At 63.1% G+C, this 25,783-nt stretch carries 25 protein-coding genes; 16 read left to right on the top strand and 9 right to left on the bottom strand.

All coding sequences use genetic code 11. The annotated features are described in order from the left end of the window. Positions 1–72: 72 nt before the first annotated feature. Complete coding sequence (locus RTP54_RS20340) at positions 73–846, bottom strand: amino acid ABC transporter substrate-binding protein (RefSeq protein ID WP_112814952.1); 774 nt, start codon at positions 844–846, stop codon at positions 73–75. Between the two features lie 271 nt (positions 847–1,117). On the opposite strand from RTP54_RS20340, the gene RTP54_RS20335 reads away from it, so the two are divergent. The 4 genes from RTP54_RS20335 (at position 1,118) to ispG (ending at position 4,944) form a co-directional block, all read left to right on the top strand. Then, a complete protein-coding gene (locus tag RTP54_RS20335; protein ID WP_312365438.1) occupies positions 1,118–1,900 on the top strand; it encodes a DeoR/GlpR family DNA-binding transcription regulator in 783 nt (260 codons plus the stop codon). Then, positions 1,897–2,283 (top strand): VOC family protein, encoded by a 387-nt coding sequence (locus RTP54_RS20330; RefSeq protein ID WP_112806662.1) that lies wholly within the window; start codon positions 1,897–1,899, stop codon positions 2,281–2,283. The genes RTP54_RS20335 and RTP54_RS20330 overlap by 4 nt, the downstream gene beginning before the upstream one ends. Before the next feature lie 32 nt (positions 2,284–2,315). Beyond that, positions 2,316–3,500 carry an MFS transporter gene (locus RTP54_RS20325; protein ID WP_312365435.1) on the top strand — a complete coding sequence of 395 codons (1,185 nt, stop codon included), beginning with the start codon at positions 2,316–2,318 and terminating at the stop codon, positions 3,498–3,500. A gap of 190 nt (positions 3,501–3,690) precedes the next feature. Beyond that, on the top strand, positions 3,691–4,944 hold the full coding sequence (gene ispG, locus RTP54_RS20320; protein ID WP_112806661.1) for a flavodoxin-dependent (E)-4-hydroxy-3-methylbut-2-enyl-diphosphate synthase: 1,254 nt from the start codon (positions 3,691–3,693) through the stop codon (positions 4,942–4,944). 42 nt (positions 4,945–4,986) lie between these two features. Here ispG and RTP54_RS20315 read toward each other — a convergent pair whose 3' ends face one another. From RTP54_RS20315 to RTP54_RS20305, 3 genes are all read right to left on the bottom strand, one after another. Further along, positions 4,987–5,628, bottom strand: a complete 642-nt coding sequence (locus tag RTP54_RS20315) for a LysE family translocator (RefSeq protein ID WP_312365432.1) — start codon at positions 5,626–5,628, stop codon at positions 4,987–4,989. Between the two features lie 82 nt (positions 5,629–5,710). After that, entirely contained in the window at positions 5,711–6,766 is a 1,056-nt protein-coding gene (hisC, locus tag RTP54_RS20310) for a histidinol-phosphate transaminase (protein WP_312365430.1), read from the bottom strand. A 3-nt stretch (positions 6,767–6,769) separates the two neighbouring features. After that, a complete protein-coding gene (locus tag RTP54_RS20305) occupies positions 6,770–7,684 on the bottom strand; it encodes a polyprenyl synthetase family protein (protein ID WP_112814954.1) in 915 nt (304 codons plus the stop codon). A gap of 173 nt (positions 7,685–7,857) precedes the next feature. Between RTP54_RS20305 and mtgA the strand changes: the two genes are divergently transcribed. The 4 genes from mtgA to RTP54_RS20285 all read left to right on the top strand — a co-directional run bounded on the left by mtgA (position 7,858) and on the right by RTP54_RS20285 (position 10,239). Beyond that, positions 7,858–8,604, top strand: coding sequence for a monofunctional biosynthetic peptidoglycan transglycosylase (mtgA, locus tag RTP54_RS20300; protein WP_162703302.1), 747 nt, complete (start codon positions 7,858–7,860; stop codon positions 8,602–8,604). A 75-nt stretch (positions 8,605–8,679) separates the two neighbouring features. Continuing rightward, positions 8,680–9,327 carry a glutathione S-transferase family protein gene (locus RTP54_RS20295; protein ID WP_312365427.1) on the top strand — a complete coding sequence of 216 codons (648 nt, stop codon included), beginning with the start codon at positions 8,680–8,682 and terminating at the stop codon, positions 9,325–9,327. Between the two features lie 159 nt (positions 9,328–9,486). After that, positions 9,487–9,672, top strand: a complete 186-nt coding sequence (gene rpmF, locus RTP54_RS20290) for a 50S ribosomal protein L32 (RefSeq protein WP_025425225.1) — start codon at positions 9,487–9,489, stop codon at positions 9,670–9,672. A gap of 165 nt (positions 9,673–9,837) precedes the next feature. Continuing rightward, positions 9,838–10,239 (top strand): hypothetical protein, encoded by a 402-nt coding sequence (locus tag RTP54_RS20285; RefSeq protein ID WP_312365421.1) that lies wholly within the window; start codon positions 9,838–9,840, stop codon positions 10,237–10,239. A 63-nt stretch (positions 10,240–10,302) separates the two neighbouring features. Here the strand turns inward: RTP54_RS20285 and phaR are convergent, their stop codons facing one another. Beyond that, on the bottom strand, positions 10,303–10,881 hold the full coding sequence (gene phaR / locus RTP54_RS20280; protein WP_112806651.1) for a polyhydroxyalkanoate synthesis repressor PhaR: 579 nt from the start codon (positions 10,879–10,881) through the stop codon (positions 10,303–10,305). A 222-nt stretch (positions 10,882–11,103) separates the two neighbouring features. Between phaR and RTP54_RS20275 the strand changes: the two genes are divergently transcribed. The 8 genes from RTP54_RS20275 to RTP54_RS20240 all read left to right on the top strand — a co-directional run bounded on the left by RTP54_RS20275 (position 11,104) and on the right by RTP54_RS20240 (position 20,286). Further along, entirely contained in the window at positions 11,104–12,285 is a 1,182-nt protein-coding gene (locus tag RTP54_RS20275; protein ID WP_112806649.1) for an acetyl-CoA C-acetyltransferase, read from the top strand. A gap of 11 nt (positions 12,286–12,296) precedes the next feature. Next, entirely contained in the window at positions 12,297–12,656 is a 360-nt protein-coding gene (locus tag RTP54_RS20270; protein ID WP_112806647.1) for a hypothetical protein, read from the top strand. Between the two features lie 17 nt (positions 12,657–12,673). Beyond that, positions 12,674–13,399 (top strand): beta-ketoacyl-ACP reductase, encoded by a 726-nt coding sequence (locus RTP54_RS20265; protein ID WP_112806646.1) that lies wholly within the window; start codon positions 12,674–12,676, stop codon positions 13,397–13,399. A gap of 686 nt (positions 13,400–14,085) precedes the next feature. Further along, positions 14,086–17,130 (top strand): DEAD/DEAH box helicase, encoded by a 3,045-nt coding sequence (locus RTP54_RS20260; protein WP_312365417.1) that lies wholly within the window; start codon positions 14,086–14,088, stop codon positions 17,128–17,130. 7 nt (positions 17,131–17,137) lie between these two features. Continuing rightward, positions 17,138–17,551: an RNA-binding S4 domain-containing protein gene (locus tag RTP54_RS20255; RefSeq protein ID WP_112806644.1), complete on the top strand. Its 414-nt coding sequence runs from the start codon at positions 17,138–17,140 to the stop codon at positions 17,549–17,551. A 201-nt stretch (positions 17,552–17,752) separates the two neighbouring features. After that, on the top strand, positions 17,753–18,091 hold the full coding sequence (gene fdxA, locus RTP54_RS20250) for a ferredoxin FdxA (RefSeq protein WP_112806642.1): 339 nt from the start codon (positions 17,753–17,755) through the stop codon (positions 18,089–18,091). A gap of 411 nt (positions 18,092–18,502) precedes the next feature. Then, positions 18,503–19,072: a CarD family transcriptional regulator gene (locus RTP54_RS20245; protein ID WP_112806641.1), complete on the top strand. Its 570-nt coding sequence runs from the start codon at positions 18,503–18,505 to the stop codon at positions 19,070–19,072. A 347-nt stretch (positions 19,073–19,419) separates the two neighbouring features. Further along, positions 19,420–20,286: an RNA polymerase factor sigma-32 gene (locus tag RTP54_RS20240; RefSeq protein WP_112806639.1), complete on the top strand. Its 867-nt coding sequence runs from the start codon at positions 19,420–19,422 to the stop codon at positions 20,284–20,286. Positions 20,287–20,463: 177 nt separating this feature from the next. On the opposite strand, the gene RTP54_RS20235 is transcribed toward RTP54_RS20240, so the two are convergent. The 4 genes from RTP54_RS20235 to thiB form a co-directional block, all read right to left on the bottom strand. Beyond that, positions 20,464–21,975, bottom strand: a complete 1,512-nt coding sequence (locus RTP54_RS20235) for a M48 family metalloprotease (RefSeq protein ID WP_112806637.1) — start codon at positions 21,973–21,975, stop codon at positions 20,464–20,466. A 387-nt stretch (positions 21,976–22,362) separates the two neighbouring features. Beyond that, entirely contained in the window at positions 22,363–23,088 is a 726-nt protein-coding gene (locus RTP54_RS20230) for an ATP-binding cassette domain-containing protein (protein ID WP_312365413.1), read from the bottom strand. Continuing rightward, positions 23,085–24,713, bottom strand: a complete 1,629-nt coding sequence (gene thiP, locus RTP54_RS20225; RefSeq protein WP_312365412.1) for a thiamine/thiamine pyrophosphate ABC transporter permease ThiP — start codon at positions 24,711–24,713, stop codon at positions 23,085–23,087. Before thiP ends, RTP54_RS20230 begins: the two co-directional genes overlap by 4 nt. Positions 24,714–24,720: 7 nt before the next feature. Further along, a complete protein-coding gene (gene thiB / locus RTP54_RS20220) occupies positions 24,721–25,749 on the bottom strand; it encodes a thiamine ABC transporter substrate binding subunit (protein WP_312365411.1) in 1,029 nt (342 codons plus the stop codon). Positions 25,750–25,783: the final 34 nt, after the last annotated feature.

Below are 25,783 nucleotides of genomic sequence, written 5' to 3'. Positions count from 1 at the left end.
GGGGCCGGAACGGATCGTTTTTCATAACCGAGATTGGCCGGCGGAGAAACCGGCGTCGATCTCAGCCAGCTGTTACTTCGAAACGTCGGCGCCGAAGTACTTCTGCGAGATCTTCTCGTAGGTGCCGTCGGCCTTGATGTCGACCAGCGCCTTGTTGATGGCCTCGAGCAGTTCCGGCTCGTCCTTGCGGATGATGATGCCGGAATAGTCGGCATCGGCCTTCTCGGCGGCGATCTTCACATTGGCATCCGGCTTCTGCTTCTTGAAGTCGAGGAAGGAGAGGCTGTCGTTGATGGTCGCGTCGGCCCGGCCGGTGAGCACGAGCTGGATCGACTGGTCGAAGCCGTCGGTGCCGACGAGTTCGGCGCCGGAGGCCTGGGCCAGCTTGCCGAAATTGCTCGTCAGCGACTGGGCGGACTTCTTGCCCTTGAGGTCGGCAAAGTCCTTGATCTCGGCGTCGTCGCCCTTGACGATCAGCACCGCCTTGGAGGCGATATAGGGCTCGGAGAAGTCGTATTTCTTCTTGCGCTCCTCGGTGATGCCGACCTGGTTGATGACTGTGTCGTAGCGGTTGGCATCGAGACCGGCGATCAGGCCGTCCCACTTGCCTTCGAGGAACTCGGCCTTGACGCCCAGCTTTTCAGCGACGGCCTGGCCGATCTCGACGTCGAAGCCGACGAGCGCGCCTGACTTGTCGTGGTAGGTGAAGGGCGCATAGGTGCCTTCGGTGCCGATCTTCAGGACGCCGGCCGACTTGACCTGGTCGAGGTTCTCACCGGCCTGGGCGGGAGCGAGGGCGGCAACCTGCAGGAGGGCGGCGGCAAAGAGCGTGGGGAGGATTTTCATCGTGTCTTTCCATCTTTCTATCTTCCGGCCCGTCGTCCGGATTGAGGGGAGAATCGCACAAAAAAATCGCAGCTTGAGCGCACAAAACTCCAATTCCTGACCGTTTTGATGAAGATTTTTCCCCGGATCGGGAGAATATTCATCCAAAAAGTGCGCCTGTCGCCAAATCTGGCCGTTTTCGATTTTGCCATGGAATCGAGGTTGAAATCGCTTTCAAAATTCGATATGCACATTTTCATCGATTCATGCACGTTTATGCACGGTTTGCCGAGTGTCCACGGAACTTCTTCTTCGCGAACGAAAATCGCTGATTCAGGAACGACTGAAGGTCGATGGCCGAGTGCTGGCGGCAGACCTTGCCGCGGAATTTCGGGTGTCCGAAGACACCATCCGGCGCGACCTGCGTGAGATGGCGGCGGCTGGCCTCTGCGAGCGGGTCTATGGTGGTGCGTTGCCGCTGGCGCCGAGCTCGTTGACCCTCAGTCAGCGCGTCGCCATGGCGCCGGAACGAAAGGCAGCCCTTGCCCGCGCGTCGGTCGGCTTCATCGCGCCTGGAAGCACGGTGTTCCTCGATGCCGGCTCGGCCAACCTCGCCATCGCCCAGCTGATCGCGCCAGAGCTGAAGGCGACCATCGTCACCAATACGCCGCTGATTGCCGCCGCCCTGATGGAGAAGCCTGAGATCGACCTGATCCTCGTCGGCGGTCCCCTCAACCGCGCCGTCGGCGCTGCCGTCGGCGCGCGCGCGCAGCGCGATATCGAGCAGCTGCGGCCTGATCTCTGCATTCTCGGCACCTGTGGCGCCGACGCCGATGCTGGACTGACGGCAATCTATTTCGAAGACGCCGAGTTCAAGCGGCTGGTGGCTTCGCGCAGCCGCGCCGTGCTCGTCGCCGTCACCAACGACAAGCTCGGGACGGCTGCAGCCCACGCGGTTGTCGGCATCGACGCGGTGACGACGCTGGTGCTGGAGGCGGATGCGCCGGGAACATACGTCGCCGCCTTCGGAACTTCTGGAACGGCTATCGTCATGGCGGAGGCAAGCGAGAGATGAGCATCGCACATGTGGCTTTCTGGACCCGGGATCTGGAGGCGGTCGCATCGTTCTGGTCGCGCTTCCTCGGGGCCGCCGTCGGCGAGGTCTATGAGAGCCGCCGTCGACCGGGCTTTCGCTCCCGCTTTCTGACGCTTGGCGATGGGCCGGCCATCGAGATCATGGAGGGCCCCTGGGTCGCTCCGGCCGATCCGGAAGGCACTGAGCGCACCGGTCTTGCCCATGTGGCCCTGTCGCTTGGAAGCGAGGCGGCGGTCGACGCGATGGCGTTGCGGGCCGAAGCCGAGGGCATTCTGGTTGCGCCGGCGCGGTGGACGGGAGACGGCTTCTACGAGGCCGTGCTTCGCGACCCCGACGGTAATCTGATCGAAATCACCAGTTGAGCCGGCACCGTCCGGCATAGAGGCACAGACCCATGGATCAACGTTCCGCATCCACCGCCGTTCGGCAGGGTTACATGACCCGCAACCGGCTTGCCGTGTCGCTGCTGTTCCTGATGAACGGTTTCGTCACGGGAAGCTGGGCGCCGAAAATCCCCGAATTCAAGGATCGCCTGGGCATCAGTGAAAGCGTGCTCGGCCTGCTCATCCTGATGTTCGGCATCGGCTCGCTGGTGCTGATGCCGATTGCCGGCGGCTTCATCGCCCGTGTCGGTTCGCAAAAGGTGGTCAAGGTGACCGCAATCCTGCTGTCGCCGCTGCTCCTGCTCTTGACGCTTCTGCCCAATGTCTGGGCTGCAGCCGTCGGCATGTTCCTGCTCGGCGGTTTCGTCGGCGCCATGGACGTGGCGATGAACGCCAATGCGGTCGAGGTCGAGAAATCGATGCGCCGCGCCATCATGTCGTCCTGCCACGCCTATTGGAGCCTCGGCGGCCTGATCGGCGCCGGCATCGGCGGCTTCCTGATGGCGCATTTCGGCGTGCTGCCGCACGTCATCGTGGTCACGCTGCTGTCGCTGACGGTCATTGCCATTGCCTGTCCGATGATCCTCGCCGACAAGCCGCATGCCGCGGCCACCAAGGAAAAGCTTCGACTGCCGATGACGCCGCTTCCCTGGCTGATCGGCATCATGGCGCTGTTTTCGATGGTGCCGGAGGGGACGGTGCTCGACTGGGGTGCGCTCTACCTGCGCAACGAACTCGGCGCCTCGGTCGAATTGTCGGGCTTCGGCTTTGCCGCCTTCTCGGCGACCATGGCGACCATGCGTTTTGCCGGCGACCATGTGCGCGATCGTTTCGGCGCCAAGCGCACGCTGCGCATCTGCACGGTCACGGCGCTTGTCGGCATGGTGCTCGCAGGCCTGGCACCCAATGCCTATGTCGCCATCGTCGGCTTTGCCATCGCCGGCATCGGCATTTCCAACATGGTGCCGATCGCGTTTTCGGCCGCCGGCAACATGCCGGGCCTGCAGCCGGGCATCGGCCTGTCGGTCGCGACCTTCATGGGCTACTCCGGCATGCTGTTTGCACCGTCGCTGATCGGCTTCGTCGCCGAGCATACCGGCTTTGCCATCATCTTTGCCTCGGTGCCGGTGCTGTTCATCGTCGTGCTCTTGCTGTCGCACCACGCCCACCACGCGGACCACGCAAAGGGGCATTGAGGCCGGGCGCTCGCCATCAAATCGCCGTCAGGGCATGATGTCGCCGTTGACAACAGTGCTTTCCTCATCCACCTGATGGACGAAAAGCAGGAGCGGGACGGGCTGGCGTCCGTGCGGTTTCCGTCCGTATCCCGCTTGCGAAACGATGAGACCAGGTCACCGGTGTGACCTGGGGGACCAAGAGGCCTTCATGTCTGCCGCCTTCGATTTTGATCCGCAGCCCCGCCGCGCGTCCGTCGCCGTCGATGTCGGCGGTGTCATAGTGGGGGGCGGCGCGCCGGTGGTCGTCCAGTCGATGACCAACACCGATACCGCCGATATCGACGGAACGGTGGCGCAGGTGGCAGCCCTTCACAAGGCCGGCTCGGAACTGGTGCGCATCACCGTCGACCGTGACGAGAGTGCGGCCGCCGTGCCGAAGATCCGCGAACGGCTCGAGCGCCTCGGCCTCGACGTGCCGCTCGTCGGCGACTTCCACTATATCGGCCACAAGCTGCTTGCCGACCATCCGGCCTGCGCCGAGGCGCTGGCGAAGTACCGCATCAACCCGGGCAATGTCGGCTTCAAGGACAAGAAGGACAAACAGTTCGCCGAGATCGTCGAAATGGCGATCCGCTACGACAAGCCGGTGCGCATCGGCGTCAACTGGGGCTCGCTCGACCAGGAGCTGCTGACGCGGCTGATGGACGAAAACAAGGCGAACGGCTTTCCGCTGACGGCCCAGGAGGTGACGCGCGAGACGATCGTGCAGTCGGCGCTCTTGTCTGCCGAGCTTGCCGAAGACATCGGGCTTGCGCGCAACCGCATCATTCTCTCCGCCAAGGTTTCGGGCGTTCAGGATCTGATCGCCGTCTATGCCATGCTGTCGGCGCGCTCGGACCATGCGCTGCATCTGGGGCTGACCGAAGCCGGCATGGGTACCAAGGGCATCGTCGCCTCATCGGCCTCGCTGGGCATTCTCATGCAGCAGGGCATCGGCGACACCATCCGCATTTCCCTGACGCCGGAGCCGGGCGGCGACCGCACCCGCGAGGTGCAGGTGGCGCAGGAACTGCTGCAGGTCATGGGCTTTCGCCAGTTCATCCCGGTCGTTGCCGCCTGTCCCGGATGCGGCCGCACGACCTCGACGGTGTTTCAGGAACTCGCCCAGAAGATCCAGGATGATATCCGCCGCAACATGCCGGTCTGGCGCGAGAAGTATCCCGGCGTCGAGGGCCTCAAGGTCGCGGTCATGGGCTGCATCGTCAACGGCCCCGGCGAAAGCAAACATGCCGATATCGGCATTTCGCTTCCGGGCACCGGCGAAACGCCGGCGGCTCCCGTCTTCATCGACGGCCAGAAGGCGATGACGCTGCGCGGACCCAACATCGCCGGCGATTTCGAGACGCTGGTTTCCGACTATATCGAGAAGCGCTACGGCCAGGGGCAGGCCGCGGCCGAGTAGGTCGTCTGCGGGCATGTCCTGACGGCGAACGCCTGGCGATGCTCAGAGCCGCGTGGTCAGCAGCTTCAATCCCGCAAAAGCGAAAAACCCGACCATCAGGCTTTCGATGATCCGTCGCGAATTCAGATAGCCGCGATGCACCGGCGGCAGCGAGAAGACGAGCGCGAAGCCGCAGAACGTCACCAGACCGAGCAGCATGCAGCCGCCGATGAAGGTGGCGGTGACGCCGATCGGTGCGCCCTCGGGCATGCCGAGCGAGACCAGCATGATCCATGAGAAGATCGCCTTTGGGTTGGTCAGATGGATGCCGAGCCCCTTCAAATAGAGCCGCTTCAACGAAGCCTGCGTCTTCGCCACCTGGACGATCGCGCTCCTGTCGCTGCGCATGGCGGCGCGTAGCGCGTTATAGGCGAGCCAGAAGAGATAGCAGGCGCCGGCAATCTTGAGCACGATGATGGCGTGGCCATAGGCGCGGATCAGCGCCGAGAGCCCGGACGCCGTCAGCATCGCCCAGGTATAGCTTCCCGTGAGAACGCCCAAGGCGAGCGCGAGGCCAGCCTTTCGCCCCTCACTGACCGAGGTGGTGATGATTGCGAGGATCGCCGGTCCGGGCGAAGCGGTGGCAATCAGATAGGCTGTCCAGGCGACGAGAAGCTGCGGCAGATAGGGCGTCGGGTCGAACATGCGAGAAACTCCGGCTCGGTCGCCGGAGGCTAGAACAATTCATCGCGTGTCTGAAACGGCGAAATGTGACCGTGACAAGATCTCAGAGGATCTCGTCGAGCGCCTCGATCAGCCGGGCGCATTCGGCATCGGTGCCGATGGTGATGCGCAGGAAATCGGAAATGCGCGGCTTGGCGAAGTGGCGCACCAGCACGGCGCGCTCCCTCAGCGCCTGCATCAGCGCCTCGCCGGAATGGGCGGGGTGGCGGGCGAAGACGAAGTTTGCCGCCGACGGCAGCACCTCGAATCCCCGTTCGGTCAGCTGTTCGGTCAAGCGCCCGCGCGATGCTATGATTTTCTGGCGTGTTGCCTCGAACCACGCCTCGTCCTCGATCGCAGCGGTCGCTCCAGCCTGGGCCGGGCGGCCGAGCGGGTAGGAGTTGAAGCTGTCTTTCACCCGCTCCAGTGCCTCGATCAGCGGCCGCTGGCCGATGGCGAAGCCGACGCGCAGGCCGGCAAGAGCGCGGGATTTGGAGAAGGTCTGGACGACAAGCAGGTTCTCGTATTTCGGCACCAGCGCGATCGCCGACTGGCCGCCGAAGTCGATATAGGCTTCGTCGACGACGACGGGCTGGTCCGGATGGGCGGCAACGAGGCGCTCGATTTCGGCAAGCGGCAGGCCGATGCCCGTCGGGGCATTGGGATTGGGCAGGATAATCGCGCCGCAGGGCCTGTCATAGTCGGCAAGGTCGATGCGGAACTGCGCGTCGAGCGGCACTTCGACGGCGTCGATCGCAAACAGCCGGGCGTAGGTCGCGTAAAAGCTGTAGGAAATGTCCGGGTAGAGCAGCGGAGCGTCGTGCTTCAGCAGGCCCGCGAAGATGTGGGCGAGAACTTCGTCCGAACCGTTGCCGACAAAGACTTCGCCGGCGGTGACGCCGTGACGGGCGGCGATCGTTTCACGCAGGCGAAGCGCAAGCGGATCCGGGTAAAGCCTGAGATCGGCGTTGGCCGCACCGGTGACAGCGCGAAGCACCTTGTCCGACGGGCCGTAGGGGCTCTCATTGGTGTTGAGCTTGACGAGGTTGGCGATACGCGGCTGTTCGCCCGGTACATAGGGCTTGAGCGTCGAAACGATGGGCGACCAGTATTTGCTCACGGTTCAATTCCTGCGATTGGCGATGAAACGGGCGGCTTCGGCGAGGATGGACGCGCGCTCGCCATAGGGCTCGAGCAACGCTTCAGCCTCGGCGACATAGTGCTCCAGCCGCGTTTCGGCCCAGGCCTGTCCGTGCAGGGCGACGAGCGTTCCCTTGCCGCGCGCGGCGTCCTTGCCGGTTGCCTTGCCCATGGTCTCGGCGTCGGCCGTCAGATCGAGCAGGTCGTCGGCGAGTTGGAAGGCGAGGCCGATCTTTTCGCCGAAGCTGCGCAGGCGTTGCCGGTCGGCGGCGCTGGCGCCGGCGACGATCGCGCCCGCCTCGCAGGCAAAGCGCAGCAATGCACCCGTCTTCATGGCTTGCAGCGTCACGATGCCGGCTTCGTCGGGCGCGGATTTCTCGGCCGCAAGGTCGAGCGCCTGGCCACCGGCCATGCCGCCATGGCCGGCCGCGCGCGAAAGCGCCAAAACGAGCGCGGTCTTTTGCGCGTCGGCAAGCGGCGTTTCCGGCGAAGCGATGATGTCGAAGGCGAAGGTCAAGAGACTATCGCCGGCAAGGATGGCGGTCGCCTCGTCGAAGGCCTTGTGCACGGTCGGTTGGCCGCGGCGGATATCGTCGTCGTCCATCGCCGGCAGGTCGTCGTGAACCAGCGAGTAGCAGTGGACGCATTCGAGCGCTGCGCCAACACGGAGCGCCGCATCGACATTGCCGCCGAGCAGGCTGGCGCATTCGATCACCAGAAACGGGCGCAGCCGTTTGCCGCCGTTGAGAACGCCGTGACGCATGGCGCCGAGCAGGTTTTCCGGCCGGCCGATCTCGTCGGGTTCGACGCTCGGACCCAACAGGCGTGCCAGCAGTGTCTCGACCGCAAGCGCGTTGTGTTTCAATCGGGTCTCGAAGGTCGGTGTTTCCTGTCTCATGCAGCGCTCTTTGGCACGGGCGAAAGGCGCTTTCAACGGGCTTTCGTGTCGCGGCGGTGCGCTTTGTCGAGGACAGAGCTGTGAGTGCCTTGCCTTTTGCCAGAAAGCCCGTTCAACTTTGTCAGACCATGCACTAAGAGAAACGGATGGACAGAGAGGTGGACAGTCAGGCCGTGGACATCGTTCCCGAGGCGCGAGAGGAGGGCGACATGCCCGCCAGTCGCTGGTCGTCCCTCCGTCGGACGTTGCGCCTCCATCGTCGTCGCATCGTTCTCGTGGTCGTCGGCCTTGTGCTTCTGCCCTATGCGTTGATCGCGCTCTACCTCATCGATCCCATTCGCCCTGTTTCGACGCTGATGCTGCGCGACCTCGTGCTCTTGCGCGGCTACGACCGGCAATGGGTCGAGTTCGACCAGATCGCTCCGGTCCTGGTGCAGTCGGTGATGATGTCGGAGGATGGCCAGTTCTGCATCCACGACGGCGTCGACTGGGGGCAGATGCGCGGCGTGGTCGAGGACGCGCTTGAAGGGGAATCGACGCGCGGCGCCAGCACGATCCCGATGCAGACGGTCAAGAACCTGTTTCTCTGGAACGGCCGCTCCTTCGTGCGCAAGGCGATGGAACTGCCGCTCGCCATTGCCGCCGACTTCGTCTGGAGCAAGCGGCGGATGATGGAGATCTACCTGAACGTCGCTGAATGGGGCGATGGCATCTATGGCATCGAGGCTGCCGCCCGCCACCATTTCGGCGTTTCCGCCGCCAAGCTCTCCAGGCGCCAGGCAGCGCTTCTCGCCGTGTCGCTGCCCAATCCACGGGAGCGCAATGCCGGAAAACCCGGCCGCGGGCTGAAACGCCTGGCATCGCTGATCGAGCGCCGGGCGAGCCGGTCGGGCGAATACATCACCTGTCTTTATGATTGAGATGACGTCTATTCATTGGTCCTGATGTTCGTCGTGGCTTAAGGGTCGCGAGGGTAAGCACAGGGAGATCCATGCATGGACAAGCTCGTCCTTTACGTTGGCAACAAGAACTACTCCTCCTGGTCTCTGCGGCCGTGGCTGGCGCTGGAAGCTGCCGGCATCGCCTTCGAGGATGTGGTCATCCCCTTCGATTTTGCCGCCGGAAACCCCAAGCTGAAGGAGATCTCGCCGACCGGTCGCGTGCCGTTGCTGGAACATGGCGGCTTCAAGGTCTGGGAATCGCTGGCGATCATCGACTATGTCGCCGAGCTCTTTCCTGACGCAGGACTATGGCCTGAAGGCCAAAAGGACCGGGCGCGAGCCCGCAGCTATGCTTGCGAGATGCTGTCCGGCTTTCGTGCCTTGCGCGGCGCATGCCCGATGAACATTCGTCGCAAGCCGCAGGCGTTCGCGGTATCAAACGAGGTGCGCGCTGACGTCGCCCGCATCGAGACGATCTGGGCTGAAGCACTTGCGCGCTCCGGCGGCCCGTACCTGTTCGGGGCGTTTACGGCTGCCGATGCGATGTACGCGCCTGTGGTTAACCGCTTCGACGTCTACAATCTCGTTAGCGACCCCACGACTTTGGGGTATATGGAACGAATAAAGGCGCACCCGGCATTTGCGAAATGGGAAGCGGACGCACGCGCGGAGCCGTGGATCGTTGCCGAGGACGAAGTCTGAATCGATCTTCCTTGAACGAGGAGTCGAAAAATTGCGCTCGGGGACTGGTCAAGCGGCAGTTCGCCATGTATAAGCGCGCCAAATTTCCGTGATTAACATCTGTTTTATACGGCCATTTCGGCTGCTGAACAGTGTTTTGCCCGATAAGTGGAGAATGAAATGGCTGTACCTAAAAGAAAAACGAGCCCGTCCAAGCGTGGCATGCGCCGTTCCGCCGACGCCCTGAAGACGCCGACCTACATCGAAGACAAGAACTCCGGTGAACTGCGTCGCCCGCACCACATCGACCTGAAGACCGGCATGTACCGCGGTCGCCAGGTTCTGACCCCGAAGGAAAGCGCATAAGCGCTGGAATTGGCGGACCGAGTTAAAGGGCTGGCTTTGCCAGCCCTTTTCTTTTGTAAAGCCGACATCTTCTCGACGGAGAGGATGGGTTAAGTAAGCGTGGTGATCTCTGGCGTCACTTGGCGCATGCGGTGATCACGCATCGAAGAGGGAGCGCATTTTTCCATGCTTGCCGCCATTCCATTGCTGACCCTGCCCTTTGCCGTCTACAATCTCGCCATGCTCGGCCTCTTCGGCGGAACGGCTGGCCTCGGCGCCGGCGTGATGTCGCTGTCGATGCTATCAGGCGCCAAATGGGCCATGAGCTTCGGCGACCTCTTGATCGTCGTTGCGTTGCTTCTGCTCTTCGTGGAAATTCTCAAGGCCACCCGCACAGGCACGCGGGCGCTGATGGACCATCTCTTATCGATGGTGCTGTTCATCGCGTTCCTGGTCGAGTTCCTGCTGGTCGCGCCTGCGGCCACCCAGATCTTCTTCATCCTGATGACGATCAGCTTCATCGACGTCATCGCCGGCTTCTCCGTGTCGATGCGATCGGCCGGCCGGGATGTCTCTATCGGTCTTTGAAGGGGGCTGAAGGGCGTTGGAACGCCGCGCCTCCAGGAGGACAGCGGCGTCGTCACGAAATGCTCAGCCGAGATTGTCGAGCTTGGTCTGAAGGGCGCGCAGCTGCTCCTTCAACTCGTCGATATCCTTGGCTTCCGCCTTCTTGGTCTCCTTGACGGGAGGCGAAGCGATGAAGGGCGAAAACATCTGCATCGCCTGATGGAACATCTCGGTGTTGCGGCGAACCTGCTCCTCGACGAGCTGCATCGGCGCCTGCAGGTTCTTGCCGAGCGGCGTGTCGCCGAAAGCCTTGTTGATCTGCTCGCGCATCTGCACCTGCTGCTCGGTGAAGGCCTGCATCGAGTGTTCGAGATAGCTCGGAACCACCATCTGCATCTGGTCGCCGTAGAACGAGATCAACTGGCGCAGGAACGAAATCGGCAGCAGCGTGTTGCCGGTCTTGGATTCCTGTTCGAAGATGATCTGCGTCAGCACCGAATGGGTGATGTCTTCGCCTGATTTGGCGTCCTGGACGGTAAATTCCTCGCCCTTCTTGACCATCACTGCCAGGTCGTCGAGCGTGACGTAGGTGCTGGTCCCGGTATTGTAGAGCCGGCGGTTCGCATACTTCTTGATCACGATCTGGCCGTCGTTCTTCGCCATCAGGCTCTCCTCATTACCCGCGGTCCGTCTTTTTCTACTTTTCAGAGTATCCGCAAATGAACGCCGCTGACAATGTCTTTGTGCGATGCGGCGACGCAAGTGCGAAATCTCGCAGTCGGCGCGCCGTGACGGTTTTGCGGCAGTGCATCAAGGCGTTTGACTTGCGCTCCGCGCTTTGCCAGTCTGCTGCCTGACCGCAAGAAAATCTGAGGAAACGTCCCCATGAGCAATCCCTCCATCGTGATCGCCAGCGCGGCACGCACCGCCGTCGGATCCTTCAACGGCGCCTTCGGCAACACGCCGGCCCACGAGCTTGGCGCCGCCGTCATCAAGGCCGTGCTCGAACGTGCCGGCGTCGAGGCGAGCGACGTCGACGAGGTGATCCTTGGCCAAGTTCTGCAGGCAGGCGAGGGCCAGAACCCGGCACGCCAGGCGGCGATGAAGGCCGGCATTCCGGCGGAAAAGACCGCCTGGGGCATGAACCAGCTCTGCGGCTCGGGCCTGCGCGCCGTGGCACTCGGCATGCAGCAGATCGCCAATGGCGATGCCGACATCATCATCGCCGGCGGCATGGAGTCCATGTCGATGGCGCCGCACTGCTCGCATCTGCGCGGCGGCGTCAAGATGGGCGATTTCAAGATGGTCGACACGATGATCAAGGATGGCCTGACGGACGCCTTTTACGGCTACCACATGGGCATCACCGCGGAGAACGTCGCGCGCCAGTGGCAGCTGACCCGCGAGGAGCAGGACGCCTTTGCGCTCGCCTCGCAGAACAAGGCCGAGGCCGCGCAGAAGGCTGGCCGCTTCGCCGACGAGATTGTTCCCTTCGTCGTCAAGGGCCGCAAGGGCGACGTCGTCGTCGACCAGGACGAGTATATCCGCCATGGCGCCACGCTCGACCAGATGACCAAGCTGCGTCCGGCCTTCGACAAGGAAGGCACGGTGACGGCCGGCAACGCGTCAGGCCTCAATGACGGCGCTGCCGCCACCCTGCTGATGACAGAGGCGGAGGCCGCCAAGCGCGGCATCAAGCCGCTCGCACGCATCGTCTCCTGGGCCACCGCCGGCGTCGATCCGCAGGTGATGGGCACAGGCCCGATCCCGGCATCGCGCAAGGCGCTGGAAAAGGCCGGCTGGGCGATCGGCGACGTCGAACTCGTCGAAGCCAACGAGGCCTTCGCAGCGCAGGCCTGCGCCGTCAACAAGGACCTCGGCTGGGATCCGTCGATCGTCAACGTCAACGGCGGCGCGATTGCGATCGGCCACCCGATCGGCGCCTCCGGTGCCCGCGTTCTCAACACCCTGTTGTTCGAGATGAAGCGTCGCGGCGTCTCCAAGGGCCTGGCGACGCTTTGCATCGGCGGCGGCATGGGCGTCGCCATGTGCGTCGAGCGCCTCTGACCGGCCGCCGCATGGGTCCTGTCAAGGGATTGATCCTATCGGTGCTGTTCATCACCGTGTCGACGGCTCAGGCGTTTTCGACGCCGCAGCCGCTCGACCAGGACAAGTTGGTCCGGTGCATGCTGGACCACACGACGCCTGGCGACGAGACAGTCTTCAAGAACCTGATGATCGCTGCCCTCAGCGACGACACCGGCGGCGTCAAATCAAGTCTCGTCCAGATGAGCAGCCTGTTGATGAACCTCGCGCTGACCAAGTGCGAGGTTGCGATGTCCATGCTTGCCGATCCGCAGTTCCAGGCCGCGGCCAAGATCTACGGGCAGCATATGGGCGAAAAACTGATGAAGAAGGCCTTTGAAAAACTGAATTGATCTAGTGGGAGGCGAGCATGAGCAGGGTAGCATTGGTTACGGGCGGGTCACGCGGCATTGGCGCCGCGATCTCCATCGCGCTGAAGAATGCAGGATACAAGGTTGCTGCCAACTACGCCGGCAATGACGAGAAGGCAGAGGCCTTCAAGGCGGAGACCGGCATCCCGGTCTACAAGTGGGATGTCTCCAACTACCAGTCCTGCGTCGACGGCATCGCCAGGGTCGAGGCCGATCTCGGGCCGGTCGAGGTGCTCGTCAACAACGCCGGCATCACCCGCGACGCCATGTTCCACAAGATGACGCCGGAACAATGGGGCGAGGTGATCAACACCAACCTCACCGGCCTGTTCAACATGACCCACCCGGTCTGGACGGGTATGCGCGACCGCAGCTTCGGCCGCGTGATCAACATTTCGTCGATCAACGGCCAGAAGGGCCAGATGGGCCAGGCCAACTATTCGGCCGCCAAGGCCGGCGACCTTGGCTTCACCAAGGCGCTGTCGCAGGAGGGCGCTGCCAAGGGCATCACCGTCAACGCGATCTGCCCGGGATACATCGGCACGGAAATGGTGCGCGCCATTCCGGAAAAGGTTCTCACCGAGCGGATCATCCCGCAGATCCCCGTCGGCCGCCTGGGCGAGCCGGAAGAGATCGCGCGCTGCGTGGTCTTCCTTGCATCCGACGACGCCGGGTTCATCACCGGCTCGACCATATCTGCCAATGGCGGGCAATTTTTCGTCTGATCGGGCGATTGAATTTTTTGTTGGACGGCGCTCCCTCGGGGCGCCGTCTTGCCATTCAGCGCATGCCGGGCCCCCGCAGAGACGGTTAACGACAGGCGGAAATTTGCCAAATGGCTGCCAGAAACAGGTCCTGCAGCCGTTGCCCGGCATGGTTCAGCATACTATATGTTGTGGAGAACAAAGATCGAACGAAGGGATGTCGTCGATTCGTCGCCGGTTCGTTCCGGCTTTGGTCAATGTGTTAACGTCGCGATTCCCATTTCCCGATTCCGCTGAATCGGCCGGATTCTTCGGTTAAAATTTCCTAAACTTTCCAGAGTCTTGGATTCCGAATCCTTTGTCGCCTTTAACGCTTGCGCAACCGAGATTAACGTCAACGACCCCTGTCTTACAGGCGGCCCGCGACGGGATTCAGCATGTGGTGCGTGATTGGCGGTTGAAATCTATATGTAGCCGTGAACATACAGTGAATCGACTGGAGTCAGCGATTCGTCGCCGATTCGTTCCATGGCTGTTCCGAACGTTAATATCGCGCCTCCAGATATGGTGGTACGGGCGTGAGCGGATCTGCCGGGAAATGGTTTTAGTTGCCGGCGCCCCTTGCGTTTGCCGCGGTGCGTGGGCATGTGTTTGCCGCCGGCGCTTTAAGGCGCCACTTATGTTTCTGAATGCCCGGGATCGATGACGTGTCCGTTCACCCCATGATCCTGAGCGGCCGCGGCGTTACCGCGGTGCTCGGGCCAACCAACACCGGCAAGACGCACTATGCGATCGAGCGCATGATCGCGCACGACAGCGGCGTCATCGGGCTGCCGCTGCGCCTTCTGGCGCGCGAGGTCTATACCCGTGTGGTCGAAAAGGTCGGTCATCACAACGTCGCGCTGATCACCGGCGAGGAAAAGATCACGCCGCATCGTGCCCGCTATTCGGTGTGTACTGTCGAGGCGATGCCGCGCGAGACGACGGCGTCCTTCGTCGCGATCGACGAGGTGCAGCTTGCCGGCGATCTCGAGCGCGGCCACATCTTCACCGACCGGCTGCTCTATCTGCGCGGCCGTGGCGAGACCTTGCTCCTGGGTGCTGCGACCATGCGGCCGATCCTCGAGCAGCTGCTGCCGGGCATCACCGTGGTCGAACGACCGCGCATGTCGCAATTGCTTTATGCCGGATCGAAAAAAATCACCCGCCTGCCGCATCGCACGGCGATCGTCGCCTTTTCGGCCGACGAGGTCTATGCGATCGCCGAGCTGATCCGTCGTCAGCGCGGGGGCGCCGCCGTCGTGCTCGGCGCGCTGTCACCTCGCACGCGCAACGCCCAGGTCGCACTCTATCAGGAGGGCGACGTCGAATTCCTGGTGGCGACCGATGCGATCGGCATGGGCCTGAACCTCGATGTCGACCATGTCGCCTTCGCGCAGGACCGCAAGTTCGACGGCTACCAGTTCCGCAATCTCAATCCGGCAGAACTCGCGCAGATCGCCGGGCGCGCCGGGCGGCATCTGCGCGACGGCACGTTCGGCGTTACCGGTCGGGTCGATCCGTTCGACAATGAGCTGGTGCACCGTATCGAAGCGCATGAATTCGATCCGCTGAAGGTACTGCAATGGCGCACCAAGGCCTTCGACTATGCGTCGCTGGCGGCCCTGAAGCGCAGCCTTGATGCCGCGCCGACCATTCCGGGTCTCGCGCGCGCACTACCTGCGGTGGATCAGCAGGCGCTCGAACATTTGTCACGCTATCCCGAAGTCGCCGATCTGGCGACGAGGCCGGAGCGGGTGGAGAAATTGTGGGAAGTCTGCGCGTTGCCGGATTATCGCCGCATTACGCCGGCTCAACACGCCGATCTGATCTCCACGATCTATATTGATGTCGTTCGTCGGGGTGCCGTGAACGAGGATTTCATGGCAGAACAGGTCCGACGTGCGGATTCGACCGACGGCGAGATCGACACACTTTCGGCGCGAATCGCGCAGATCAGAACTTGGACCTATGTGTCGAACCGACCCGGATGGCTTGCCGATCCGACACACTGGCAAGAAAAGACGCGGGAAATTGAAGATCGATTGTCCGACGCACTACATGAACGGTTGACGAAACGCTTTGTTGATCGCAGGACATCTGTGCTCATGAAGCGCCTGAGAGAGAATGCTATGCTGGAAGCTGAAATCAGTGTGAATGGTGACGTCTTCGTAGAAGGCCATCACGTAGGACAACTTACCGGTTTCCGGTTTACGCTGGCGACCGGCGGAGACGGACCGGATGCCAAGGCTGTGCAGGGTGCAGCACAGAAGGCGCTGGCGCTCGAGTTCGAGGCGCGTGCGGCGCGTCTGCATGCGTCCGGCAACGGCGACCTTGCGCTGTCTTCGGACGGCCTCGTGCGTTGGCTCGGCGATCCCGTGGCGCGGCTGACCGCCAGCGACCACGTCATGCGCCCGCGCGTCATTTTGCTTGCCGACGAGCAGCTGCAGGCCAATGCCCGCGAGCACGTCGTCGCCCGCATCGAACGCTTCGTGAACCACCATATCGGCACCGTGCTGAAGCCGCTCGACGATATCTCGCGCGCCGAGGACCTCGAAGGCCTCGCCAAGGGTCTGGCGTTCCAGCTCGTCGAGAACCTCGGCGTCCTGTTCCGTCGCGATGTCGCCGAAGACGTGAAGTCGCTGGACCAGGACGGTCGGGCCTCGATCCGCAAGTACGGCGTCCGCTTCGGTGCCTACCACATCTTCCTGCCCGCGCTGTTGAAGCCGGCGCCAGCCGAGCTCATCACGCTGCTCTGGGCGCTGAAGAACGACGGTCTCGACAAGGCCGGCTACGGCGATCTGATCCCGATGCTGGCCGCCGGCCGCACCTCGGTCGTCACCGACCCCTCGTTCGAGCGCACTTTCTACAAGCTCGCGGGTTTCCGTTTCCTCGGCAAGCGTGCCGTTCGCATCGACATCCTCGAGCGCCTGGCGGATCTCATCCGTCCGTTGCTGCAGTGGAAGCCGGGTGCGCAGCCGCGTCCGGAAGGGGCCTATGACGGCCGCCGCTTCACCGCAACGACCTCGATGCTGTCCATTCTCGGCGCAACGCCTGACGACATGGAAGAAATCCTGAAGGGTCTCGGATACCGTGCCGACAGCGTGAAGGCCGAAGACGCCGCCGCGTTCCTGGCAAGCCAGGGCGGCGCTGCCGCCGTTCAGGCCGAGGCTGCCGCTGAAGCGCCCGCCGATCATGACGATGCGGATGCAAGCGTCGAGAGCGAAGCGTCGGCCGAAGCCGAAGCGCCGGCTTCCAGCGAACCGGTCGCGGCCGAAACCGACGTTGCCGTGGCCGACGTTACCGTGGCGGACGCTCCGGTGGAAGAGGGAGCCGAGGCTGCCGAAGCCAAGCCGGTCCTTCTGTGGCGTCCGGGCACCCGCCAGGACAACCAGCGCCAGGGTGGCCGTCATCAGGGCGACCAGCGCCGTGGCAGCGGTCCGCGACAGGGTCACGGACAAGGCCAGGCCCAGGGCGAAGGCCGCGAGGGCCGGGAAGGTGGTGGTCGCAAGGGCGGCGCGCCGGCCCGTGGCAAGCGCCACGACGGCAAGCCAGAGGGTGGCCAGCGGCAGGATCGCCATGATCGTCACGATCGCGGCGGCAAGCCGGCGGCGGCCAAGTTCGAGGCACGCCCGCCCCGCAAGGAGAAGCCGATCGATCCGGATTCGCCCTTTGCCAAGCTCGCTGCTCTCAAGGAGCAGATGAAGAAGTAGGAACGCCATGGAGAAGCAGTCGTCGTCCAACCCGGCATCGCGCCAGCGTCTCGACAAATGGCTGTTCTTCACGCGCCTGATGAAGTCCCGCTCGCTCGCCCAAAAGGCGATCGAGGCGGGGCACGTCATCATCAATGACGAGCGGGTCAAGCAATCCTCCTTCCAGTTGAAGGCCGGCGACGTGCTTGTCCTTTCGCTTGAGCGGCGCGACGTGATCGCGCGCGTGCTTTTGCCAGGTGTGCGGCGCGGCCCCTATGAAGAGGCGCGGCTGCTTTACGAAGACCTGACGCCCACGGAGCCTCGGGAAAAACTCTCCGCTTTCGACCAGGCGACGCGCGAGGCTGGAGCCGGGCGCCCCACCAAGAAGGAGCGGCGTGAAACCGACCGCCTGAAGCCTGGTTTCAATCCGCGCGACGATTAGAAAACTCTGCCTTCAGCGCGGCGTTTCGCGCATTGAATATTCTTGCAAAGGTCCGATAAAGCCTTTACCTGACAAGCCACGTTGGGTGCATCGGTCTTGCTTCGGCAGCTATGCGCGCCGGACATTTCTAGCATGCGCGGACATGAGCATCACCATTGATTGCGGTCTGCCATCAAACGTGAGCCTTGGCTGGAGTACCTCATGACGTATGTCGTGACCGACAATTGCATTCGCTGCAAGTACATGGATTGCGTTGAAGTCTGCCCGGTGGACTGCTTCTACGAAGGTGAGAATTTTCTCGTCATTCATCCCGACGAATGCATCGATTGCGGCGTCTGCGAGCCGGAATGTCCTGCCGAGGCGATCAAGCCGGACACCGAGCCGGGTCTTGATATGTGGTTGAAAGTCAACGCTGATTTTGCGACCAAATGGCCGAACGTCACGATCAAGCGCGACGCGATGCCGGAGGCCAAGGAAATGGACGGGGTCGAGGGCAAGTACGAGCTTTACTTCTCCGCCGAGCCTGGCCAGGGCGACTGATACCCAGGGTTCCGGTTCGTCCATCGCGGATGACGGAACCGAAACACCCCAGCGTCAAATCTGGGGAAAATCACGCTCTGCCCTCGCAGATGCGAGAATGGCGGCTTGATGGCTGCCATGCAGCAAATTATTGATTTCCGCAGTTTTTTGTGATAGGGTCCTTCTACTGATCCACACAGGGTGTTTTTGCGCGCCCGAAAACCTCACGAAAGCAAACGATCTCCACAGCGCGGCTTTACCAGATACGCACCGTTGCGTTTCTCTTTTGTGACCGCGTTTGATGGGATTGTCTGCGTTCCTTTGGACGGACCAGGATGGACCCACCCGGCGGTATCCCCGTCTATCCCGGGCCTCACTGACCCGGCCCCGGCCAACAATGGCCGGGTGCGAAACAGGGAGTTTTTGAAACGAATGACGACCCAGCAGAAAAAATCTTCGACACGCCACGGCTTCAAGACCGGTGAATCGATCGTCTATCCGGCCCATGGCGTCGGACAGATCATTGCTATCGAGGAGCAGGAAGTTGCCGGCATGAAGCTTGAGCTTTTTGTCATCGATTTCGAAAAGGACAAGATGCGCCTGAAGGTGCCGGTCGCCAAGGCCGTCAGCATCGGCATGCGCAAGCTCTCGGAGACCGATTTCGTCGATCGCGCGTTGAAGGTTGTGCAGGGCAAGGCTCGTGTGAAGCGGACCATGTGGTCGCGCCGCGCACAGGAATACGATGCCAAGATCAATTCCGGCGATCTGATCTCGATCGCAGAAGTCGTGCGCGACCTTTATCGTGCCGAAAACCAGCCGGAACAGTCCTATTCCGAACGCCAGCTCTATGAAGCTGCACTCGACCGCATGGCGCGCGAGATCGCCGCCGTGAACAAGATGTCCGAGACCGAGGCCGTGCGCCTGGTCGAGGCCAATCTCAACAAGGGTCCGAAGCGCGGCAAGGCGATCGAAGAAGACGACGCCCAGGACGAGGCGGCTTAAAGAGCGCCAGTCCTTCCCCTGAAGACAAGACGAAGCCCGGCCATCGCGCCGGGCTTTTTCGTTCCTAAATCTGTTGTTTGCGGGTTTCTGCTCCGGTCGACGGAACTTTTTGCGCCGACGCGCATTTATCAAGGCCGGCAGGGATGCGCCGCCTTCCTGCCGGGCCGATCTGGGTGCTCTGATCTACTGTCAGAATTCAGCTTCGTAGTTTGGAAGTAGGGCGCTGCACCGTTTCTTCAAGCTTCGGTGTTGCCGCACCAGCCGCCGCCGGCGCCGGTCGGGTTCCTCCGTCCGGCCCATGGACTTCACCCGCAAGCGGCGTCCAGGCGCCCGCCATGGAGCGATCGATGAGGACTCTCACAGCAGACAGGCGCATGATCAAGATTGCGATGGAGGCCCCTTATCTCGAGCGTGAGGAAGAGCACGCACTGGCGAAGGCCTGGCGCAACGAACACGATCAGGATGCCCGCAACAAGATCGCCATGTCGCACATGCGATTGGTGATTTCGATGGCGACAAAATTCCGCAATTTCGGCCTTCCCATGGGCGATCTCGTCCAGGAGGGCCATATCGGCCTGCTTGAAGCGGCCGCGCGCTTCGAGCCCAGCCGCGAGGTGCGCTTCTCAACCTATGCCACCTGGTGGATCCGGGCGTCGATGCAGGATTATGTGCTGCGCAACTGGTCGATCGTGCGTGGTGGCACCAGTTCGGCGCAGAAGGCTTTGTTCTTCAATCTGCGCCGACTGCGCGCTCGCCTCGCCCAGGGCGATCGCCAACTGACATCGCAGGCCATGCATGAGGAGATCGCCGCGGCACTCGGCGTCAGCATCGCCGACGTCCAGACCATGGATGCCCGCCTTTCCGGCAGCGATACCTCGTTGCAGGCCCCGGTCGGCGGGGCCGATAGCGATGGCGGCGAACGGCTCGACTTTCTCGCAAGCGATGCGCCGCTGCCTGACGAACAGGTGAGCGAGATGATCGACGGCGAGCGTGCCCGGCTGTGGCTACGGGACGCGCTGTGCGCCCTGACCGAGCGCGAAATGCGGATTATCCGCGCCCGTCGCCTGTCAGAGGAAGGCGCGACCCTCGAGGAACTCGGGCTCGATCTCGGCATCTCCAAGGAGCGGGTCCGCCAGATCGAGACGCGCGCACTTGAAAAGCTGCGGGCAGCGCTTGCCACCAAGGCGCCGGCGTTGTCGTCCGTCGTGCATTGAGGCCACGGACGGCGCGCCACGCGTCGTCTAATGGTCTCGGCCGGATGAGCAAAGGTGCGGCTGGTTGGTCGTGCCAGGATCCGGTGGCATCAGGCTGGCGCGACGCGCGCCGACCAGATTTGTTTTGACAGGATAATTGACAGCGTCCGGCCAGACATGGCCGGGCGCTGTTGTCGTTTACTCGGAGATGATCTTGACCCGATCGCCGGGCTTGATGGTCGAGGTCACCTGCATGGCGTTGATCAGCCGGAACAGGTCGAGCTTGCGGTCGGTGCCCATCATCCGGGCGGCCAGGGTGGCGATCGTCTCACCGGGCTTGACCACGGCCACGCGGATGCGCAGCGGCTTCAGCGACTGCGCTTCTGACGGCGTCATCTTGCGGAACGTCGTGCGCAGCTGGTTTGCCGTCGGCTCAAGCGCGCGCGATCCTTTCGGAACGGCGGTGAGGAAGCGGTATATGCGATTGTCGATGCGCACGACCGTCACGTCGAAGTCCCAGCGATCGGCGGACGCACGCGCCGTTGCCGCCTCCAGGCCGTTGACGGAAATGGGACGGATAGTGTCCGGCTGCAGGCCGGTCACCCAGCCGCTGGCGATATAGTCCGTCAGGCTCTTGCGCGCGGTGTCGGCGATGCCGTCGAAGCGGATCGCCACGTCGCCCGGGCCTGTCGCCAGCACGGCTTCCGCCTTGTTGTCGATCTGGAAGCCTGTCGGCACGTCAAATCTGATCCCGAGCTGGCCATGCATGAAGGTCTGGCCGCGGACATAGCCTTCCTGCGGGCTGTCGCCGTAGAGGAGACCGTCGATGCCGGCCAGATAGTAGTCGCGGCCACGGTCGCCGCTCGTGCCCTCGGCGCCGAAGGCGCGCGCATGGCGGCGCGCGAGATCGACGCGCTGCGGCGCGTTCGGGTGGCTCGACAGGAAGTCGAGGCTCTGGTCGGCTTCCGGGTCGACCGCCGAGAAGCGGGCATAGGCCGCCATGGAATCGAGGAAGCGCGCCGCCGCGTAAGGATCGTAGCCGGCTTCGCCGAGCATGCGCACGCCGATGACGTCGGCCTGGAGCTCCTGGTTGCGGGAGAAGGCGGCGAGACGCAGCTTGCCGCGCGCCAGTGCCTGCTTGCCGGCGAGATCCGACGACAGCACCTCGGAGACGACGCGGCTGGCGATGACTTCGGCTTCCTCGCGCTGCTGGCGCTCGATCCCGTGGTTGGCGGTGACGTGTGCCATTTCATGCGACAGAACGGCTGCAACCTCGGAGGCGTCGTCGGCGAGCGCGAGCAGGCCCCGCGTGACATAGAGGTAGCCACCGGGCAGAGCAAACGCGTTGATCGCCGGGGAATTGAGGATGGTGATGCGGTAGGACTGCTGCGGATTTTCCGACACCGCCGTCAGGGCACCGGTAATGCGGGCGACCAGCCGCTCGGTCTTTGCGTCCTTGTATTCGCCGCCATAGCTCGCAACGATGCGCGGATGTTCGCGCGCGCCGAGCTGGGCCCGTGGGTCGTTTTTCTGGACTTCGTCGACGATCTGCGGATTGGAGGACGGCGAAACGGTCGGCTCGTAGGTCTGCTCGATGACGGACTGGCAGGCGGAAAGCAATGTTGTCGCCAGCAATGCAACCACAGCACGTGCCCGGAGGCCACCGCGTTTGCGCGGGAACCGGTCGTTTCTGACTGTATGACGTTCCATGCCTCAGCCCGTTTCCCGTCCAACGCCACCCCATCATTGTATCCAATGGCGTTGAAACTCTTACCTTTTCGGCCGGATACACCTGATCCGGCATGCGTATTCCAGCCCAGGTCTTGCTGTATCTGATTTCAGCGCCACCTGCCTACTGCATAATTCCTTAAACCGGACCCGATCTAGGGATAAAATTGTGCAGCAGTTTCATAGTGCTACAGCGTCCCTCGCGCGTCATGCCCGGCACGCGGGGCTGCAGCATACCCCCACACACATAATTGCCCCGTGGTATCACGGCAACGGATGCGCGAATATTCGCGCCTGTTCCGCCCGGATCATCCGCGCCTCGCATGGCGCAGCGGTCAAATTGTGGCGAAGCACCGGTGCGGCACGATTCTAGGCTGCATCACCGTTGCCGAGAAAGTCGTTGATCGCCGCCACGTCGCGCCGGTTGAGAAAGCGCTCGACCGGGTCATGGGCGATGATACGCCCGCGGTCGAGAAAAAGCACGCTGTCGGCCAGTGCCCTCACGTCATCGGGATGGTGCGTGATCAACAGGATGGTGTTCATTTCCTGGCGATGCAGGTCGCGCAACAACGCCCGCATGCCCGATCTCATGCCGGGATCTAGCGCGGCAAAAGGCTCGTCCAGCAGCAGAAGGGGCCGGTGCCGCACCAGGGCGCGGGCGAGTGCTACGCGCTGGCGCTCGCCACCGGACAAGGTCGACGGCAGGCGCTTGCCGAAACCGTCGAGCCCGACGCGATGAAGTGCGTCGTCGATGCGGCCGCGATCCGCCGTGGAAAGGCGAAACGAGGGGCTGATGCCGAAGCCGACATTGGTGACGACGTCGAGATGCGCAAACAGGTTGTTATCCTGAAAGACGACGGACACCGGCCGTTCCGATGGCGCCCGTCCCGACATAGCCTCGCCGAGAATGCGAACCTCGCCGCTGTCCGGTTGCTCGAACCCCGCAATGACGTGAAAGAGCGTCGATTTTCCCGACCCCGAAGCGCCCGCAACCGCAACGATGCCGCCGGGCGGGACGACGCAATCGAAGTGAAGGGCGGTGGTGTCATAGCGGATATCGACACCGGCAAGTTCTACTGCCGCCTTTGAGTTCATGCGTTGCGCCCTTCCGGCATGCGCCTGTCGCCGGCGGTGCCAAGCATGGTGAAGATCAGGCAGAGGAGGCCGAGAAACAGCGCCAGCCCGGCCGCGTCCGTGGTGCGATAGCTGCCCATCCGGCTATAGAGCAGCCAGGGCAGGGTGACCATGTCCTGCGAACCGAACAGCGCGACGGCGCCGAGATCGCCGAGCGACAGCGCCATGGCAAAGGAGGCGGCCATCAGCAGCGGTTTGCGGAGCGGCGGCAGGTCGATCCATCGCAGGCGATGGAAGCCCCGGATGCCGAGGCTCGCCGTCAATCGGTCGGTGCGCGCCGCATGGGTTGCCATTGCCGGCGCGAGGATGCGGTGAACGAAGGGCAGCGCCATCAGCGCGTTGATGGCAACGACGATGGCGGGTGCGAAACGGGCGACGTCGCCGAATGGCCGCAGAAGCAGGAACCATCCGGCTCCCAGCACGACCGGCGGCACCAGCAGCACCAGGGATGTGCTTGCGGTGATCGTCCCGGCAAAGGCCTTGGCCAGGGTCGGGACGTGCCGGCGCGCCGTGACGGTGCCTCCGGCGCGGATCATCGCAGCGGCAATGGTGACGCACAGCAAAGCCGAGAGGACGGCGATAACGATGCTGGTGATCAGGGCGCGATGGACTGTGCGGTCGCCCGCCAGCTTGACCAGGTCGGCGCTGAGGCCGGACGCAAGGACGGTGATCAGCGGCGCGCCGATAAACAGGAGCGCGAACAGGATCCAGCCGGCATCAAACACCTGCGACCAGCCGCTGCCGGTGTCGTAGCGTCTGGCCGCACCGCCGCCGGTGGCGCCCTCCGCCGGTTCGGTCGCGAGGCGTGCAAGGATCAGCAACAGCACGCCGGTCATGGCGATCTGCAACGCGGACAGGGCGATTGCCCTTTGCGGATCGAAATCGAAGCGCAGCGCCTGGTAGATCGCAACCTCGATGGTGCTGGCGGCCGGCCCACCGCCAAGCGTCAGCACCAGCGTGAAGCTGGTGGCGCAGAGCATGAAGACCAGGCCGGCGGCGCCCGGCAGGAGCCCACGCAGCACCGGCCATTCGACAAAGCGAAAGACCGCGCCTGCCGGCATGCCGAGATTGGCGCTGGTGCGCCAATATTCCGGGGGGATGCGCTCGAGCCCTGAAAGAAAGAGGCGCGCGACCAGCGGCATGTTGAAGAAGACGTGGGCGAGCAGGATGCCGAAGAGGCCGTAGATGCTGACCGGCTGCTGCAGCCCGAGCCCGGCAAGGGCGGTGTTGAGAACACCCTGCCGGCCCCAGATCTCGATCAGGCCGAGAGCGCCGACCAGCACCGGCAGGCCGAGCGGCAGGGCCATGAGCCGCAGCACCCAGACGCGGCCGGGAAAGGCGGAGCGGCGCGCCAATGCGCGGGCGATCGGAATGGCCAGCAGAACCGAAAGCAGCGTCGACAGGGTTGCCTGCAAAAGGGTGAAGCGGGTTACCCGCCAGATATAGGCATCGAACAGCGTGCCATTGCCGAAGTCGCCGCTCGCGAGCAGCAGTGCTGCGACCGCAAGGCAGACGAACAGCACAATGCCGCCGAGGCTGAGGGCCCCGGCGGTTATGATTGTGCGATTTTCGGCAGGCGCGAACAAGTGCGCCTCAGTTCTTGCTCATGGCTGCCAGCCATTCGTCGATCCAGGCCTTGCGGTTTGCCGCGACCTCTTCCGACGGCAGCAGGAACGTCTTTTCCGGATTGACCAGCTTGCCGAAGGCGTCCGGCAGCGGCTCCTTGGTGGCTGCAACCGGCATCATCCAGTTGGTGGTCGGGATGATCGACTGGAACTCCGGACCGGTCATGAAGCCGAGAAACTGCCGGGCAAGGTCCGGTTCCTTGGCGTTCTTGGTCATGCCGGCGACTTCGATCTGGATATAGTGCCCTTCCGAGAATTCGGCTGCCTGATAACGATCCGTGTTTTCGGCCACCATGTGGTAGGCGGGCGAGGTCGTATAGGACAGCACCATCGGTGCCTCGCCCTTGGTAAAGAGGCCGTAGGCTTCCGACCAGCCCGGCGTCACCGTCAGGACCCGGTCCTTGAGCTTCGCCCAGGCGGTGCCGGCCTCGTCGCCATAGACGGCCTTGACCCACAGAAGCAGGCCGAGACCCGGCGTCGAGGTGCGCGGATCCTCGATGACGATCTTCTGCGACGGGTCGCCTTCGACCAGTTCCTTCAGGCTTTTCGGCGGCGTCTTCAGTGTCTGCGTGTCGTAGACGACGGCGAAATGGCCGTAGTCATAGGGAAGGAACGTGTCGTCGGTGAAGCCGCCGGGCACCTTGACATCCTTGGCTTCGATGCCATGCGGCGCGAAGAAACCGGTCGCCTTGGCTTCGGCGACGAGGTTGGTGTCGAGGCCGAGCACGATGTCGGCCTTGGAGGCAGCGCCTTCCAGCTTCAGGCGGGTCAAAAGCTCGACGCCATCAGCGACGCCGACATAGGTGACCTTGCATTCGCAGGTCTTTTCGAAGGCCTCGGCGACCTTGGCGCCCGGGCCCCATTCGGTGATGAAGCTCTCATAGGTGTAAACCGTCAGCGTCTTCTCAGCGGCGGCAGCGCCGGTCGTAAAGACAAGGCTGGCAGCAGCAGCAAGCGCTAGCCGGCTAAGGAGCTTCGTTTGCGGAAAATTGGACATGGCAGGCACCTCTCCCTAAAATTGATGTTGCATG

Source organism: Ensifer sp. (assembly GCF_031989085.1).
GTDB lineage: Bacteria > Pseudomonadota > Alphaproteobacteria > Rhizobiales > Rhizobiaceae > Ensifer.
This window is presented reverse-complemented; position numbering and strand designations above follow the sequence as displayed.

Excerpts from the sequence above, each read along its gene's own strand:
- ispG (WP_112806661.1), top strand. The coding sequence starts at position 3,691 with ATGTCTGCCGCCTTCGATTTTGATCCGCAGCCCCGCCGCGCGTCCGTC.
- RTP54_RS20295 (WP_312365427.1), top strand. The coding sequence starts at position 8,680 with ATGGACAAGCTCGTCCTTTACGTTGGCAACAAGAACTACTCCTCCTGG.
- RTP54_RS20340 (WP_112814952.1), bottom strand. The coding sequence starts at position 846 with ATGAAAATCCTCCCCACGCTCTTTGCCGCCGCCCTCCTGCAGGTTGCC.
- RTP54_RS20240 (WP_112806639.1), top strand. The coding sequence starts at position 19,420 with ATGAGGACTCTCACAGCAGACAGGCGCATGATCAAGATTGCGATGGAG.
- RTP54_RS20330 (WP_112806662.1), top strand. The coding sequence starts at position 1,897 with ATGAGCATCGCACATGTGGCTTTCTGGACCCGGGATCTGGAGGCGGTC.
- RTP54_RS20275 (WP_112806649.1), top strand. The coding sequence starts at position 11,104 with ATGAGCAATCCCTCCATCGTGATCGCCAGCGCGGCACGCACCGCCGTC.
- rpmF (WP_025425225.1), top strand. The coding sequence starts at position 9,487 with ATGGCTGTACCTAAAAGAAAAACGAGCCCGTCCAAGCGTGGCATGCGC.
- fdxA (WP_112806642.1), top strand. The coding sequence starts at position 17,753 with ATGACGTATGTCGTGACCGACAATTGCATTCGCTGCAAGTACATGGAT.
- RTP54_RS20245 (WP_112806641.1), top strand. The coding sequence starts at position 18,503 with ATGACGACCCAGCAGAAAAAATCTTCGACACGCCACGGCTTCAAGACC.
- RTP54_RS20235 (WP_112806637.1), bottom strand. The coding sequence starts at position 21,975 with ATGGAACGTCATACAGTCAGAAACGACCGGTTCCCGCGCAAACGCGGT.
- RTP54_RS20315 (WP_312365432.1), bottom strand. The coding sequence starts at position 5,628 with ATGTTCGACCCGACGCCCTATCTGCCGCAGCTTCTCGTCGCCTGGACA.
- RTP54_RS20270 (WP_112806647.1), top strand. The coding sequence starts at position 12,297 with ATGGGTCCTGTCAAGGGATTGATCCTATCGGTGCTGTTCATCACCGTG.
- phaR (WP_112806651.1), bottom strand. The coding sequence starts at position 10,881 with ATGGCGAAGAACGACGGCCAGATCGTGATCAAGAAGTATGCGAACCGC.
- RTP54_RS20230 (WP_312365413.1), bottom strand. The coding sequence starts at position 23,088 with ATGAACTCAAAGGCGGCAGTAGAACTTGCCGGTGTCGATATCCGCTAT.
- thiB (WP_312365411.1), bottom strand. The coding sequence starts at position 25,749 with ATGTCCAATTTTCCGCAAACGAAGCTCCTTAGCCGGCTAGCGCTTGCT.
- RTP54_RS20305 (WP_112814954.1), bottom strand. The coding sequence starts at position 7,684 with ATGAGACAGGAAACACCGACCTTCGAGACCCGATTGAAACACAACGCG.
- RTP54_RS20265 (WP_112806646.1), top strand. The coding sequence starts at position 12,674 with ATGAGCAGGGTAGCATTGGTTACGGGCGGGTCACGCGGCATTGGCGCC.
- RTP54_RS20285 (WP_312365421.1), top strand. The coding sequence starts at position 9,838 with ATGCTTGCCGCCATTCCATTGCTGACCCTGCCCTTTGCCGTCTACAAT.
- RTP54_RS20325 (WP_312365435.1), top strand. The coding sequence starts at position 2,316 with ATGGATCAACGTTCCGCATCCACCGCCGTTCGGCAGGGTTACATGACC.
- RTP54_RS20255 (WP_112806644.1), top strand. The coding sequence starts at position 17,138 with ATGGAGAAGCAGTCGTCGTCCAACCCGGCATCGCGCCAGCGTCTCGAC.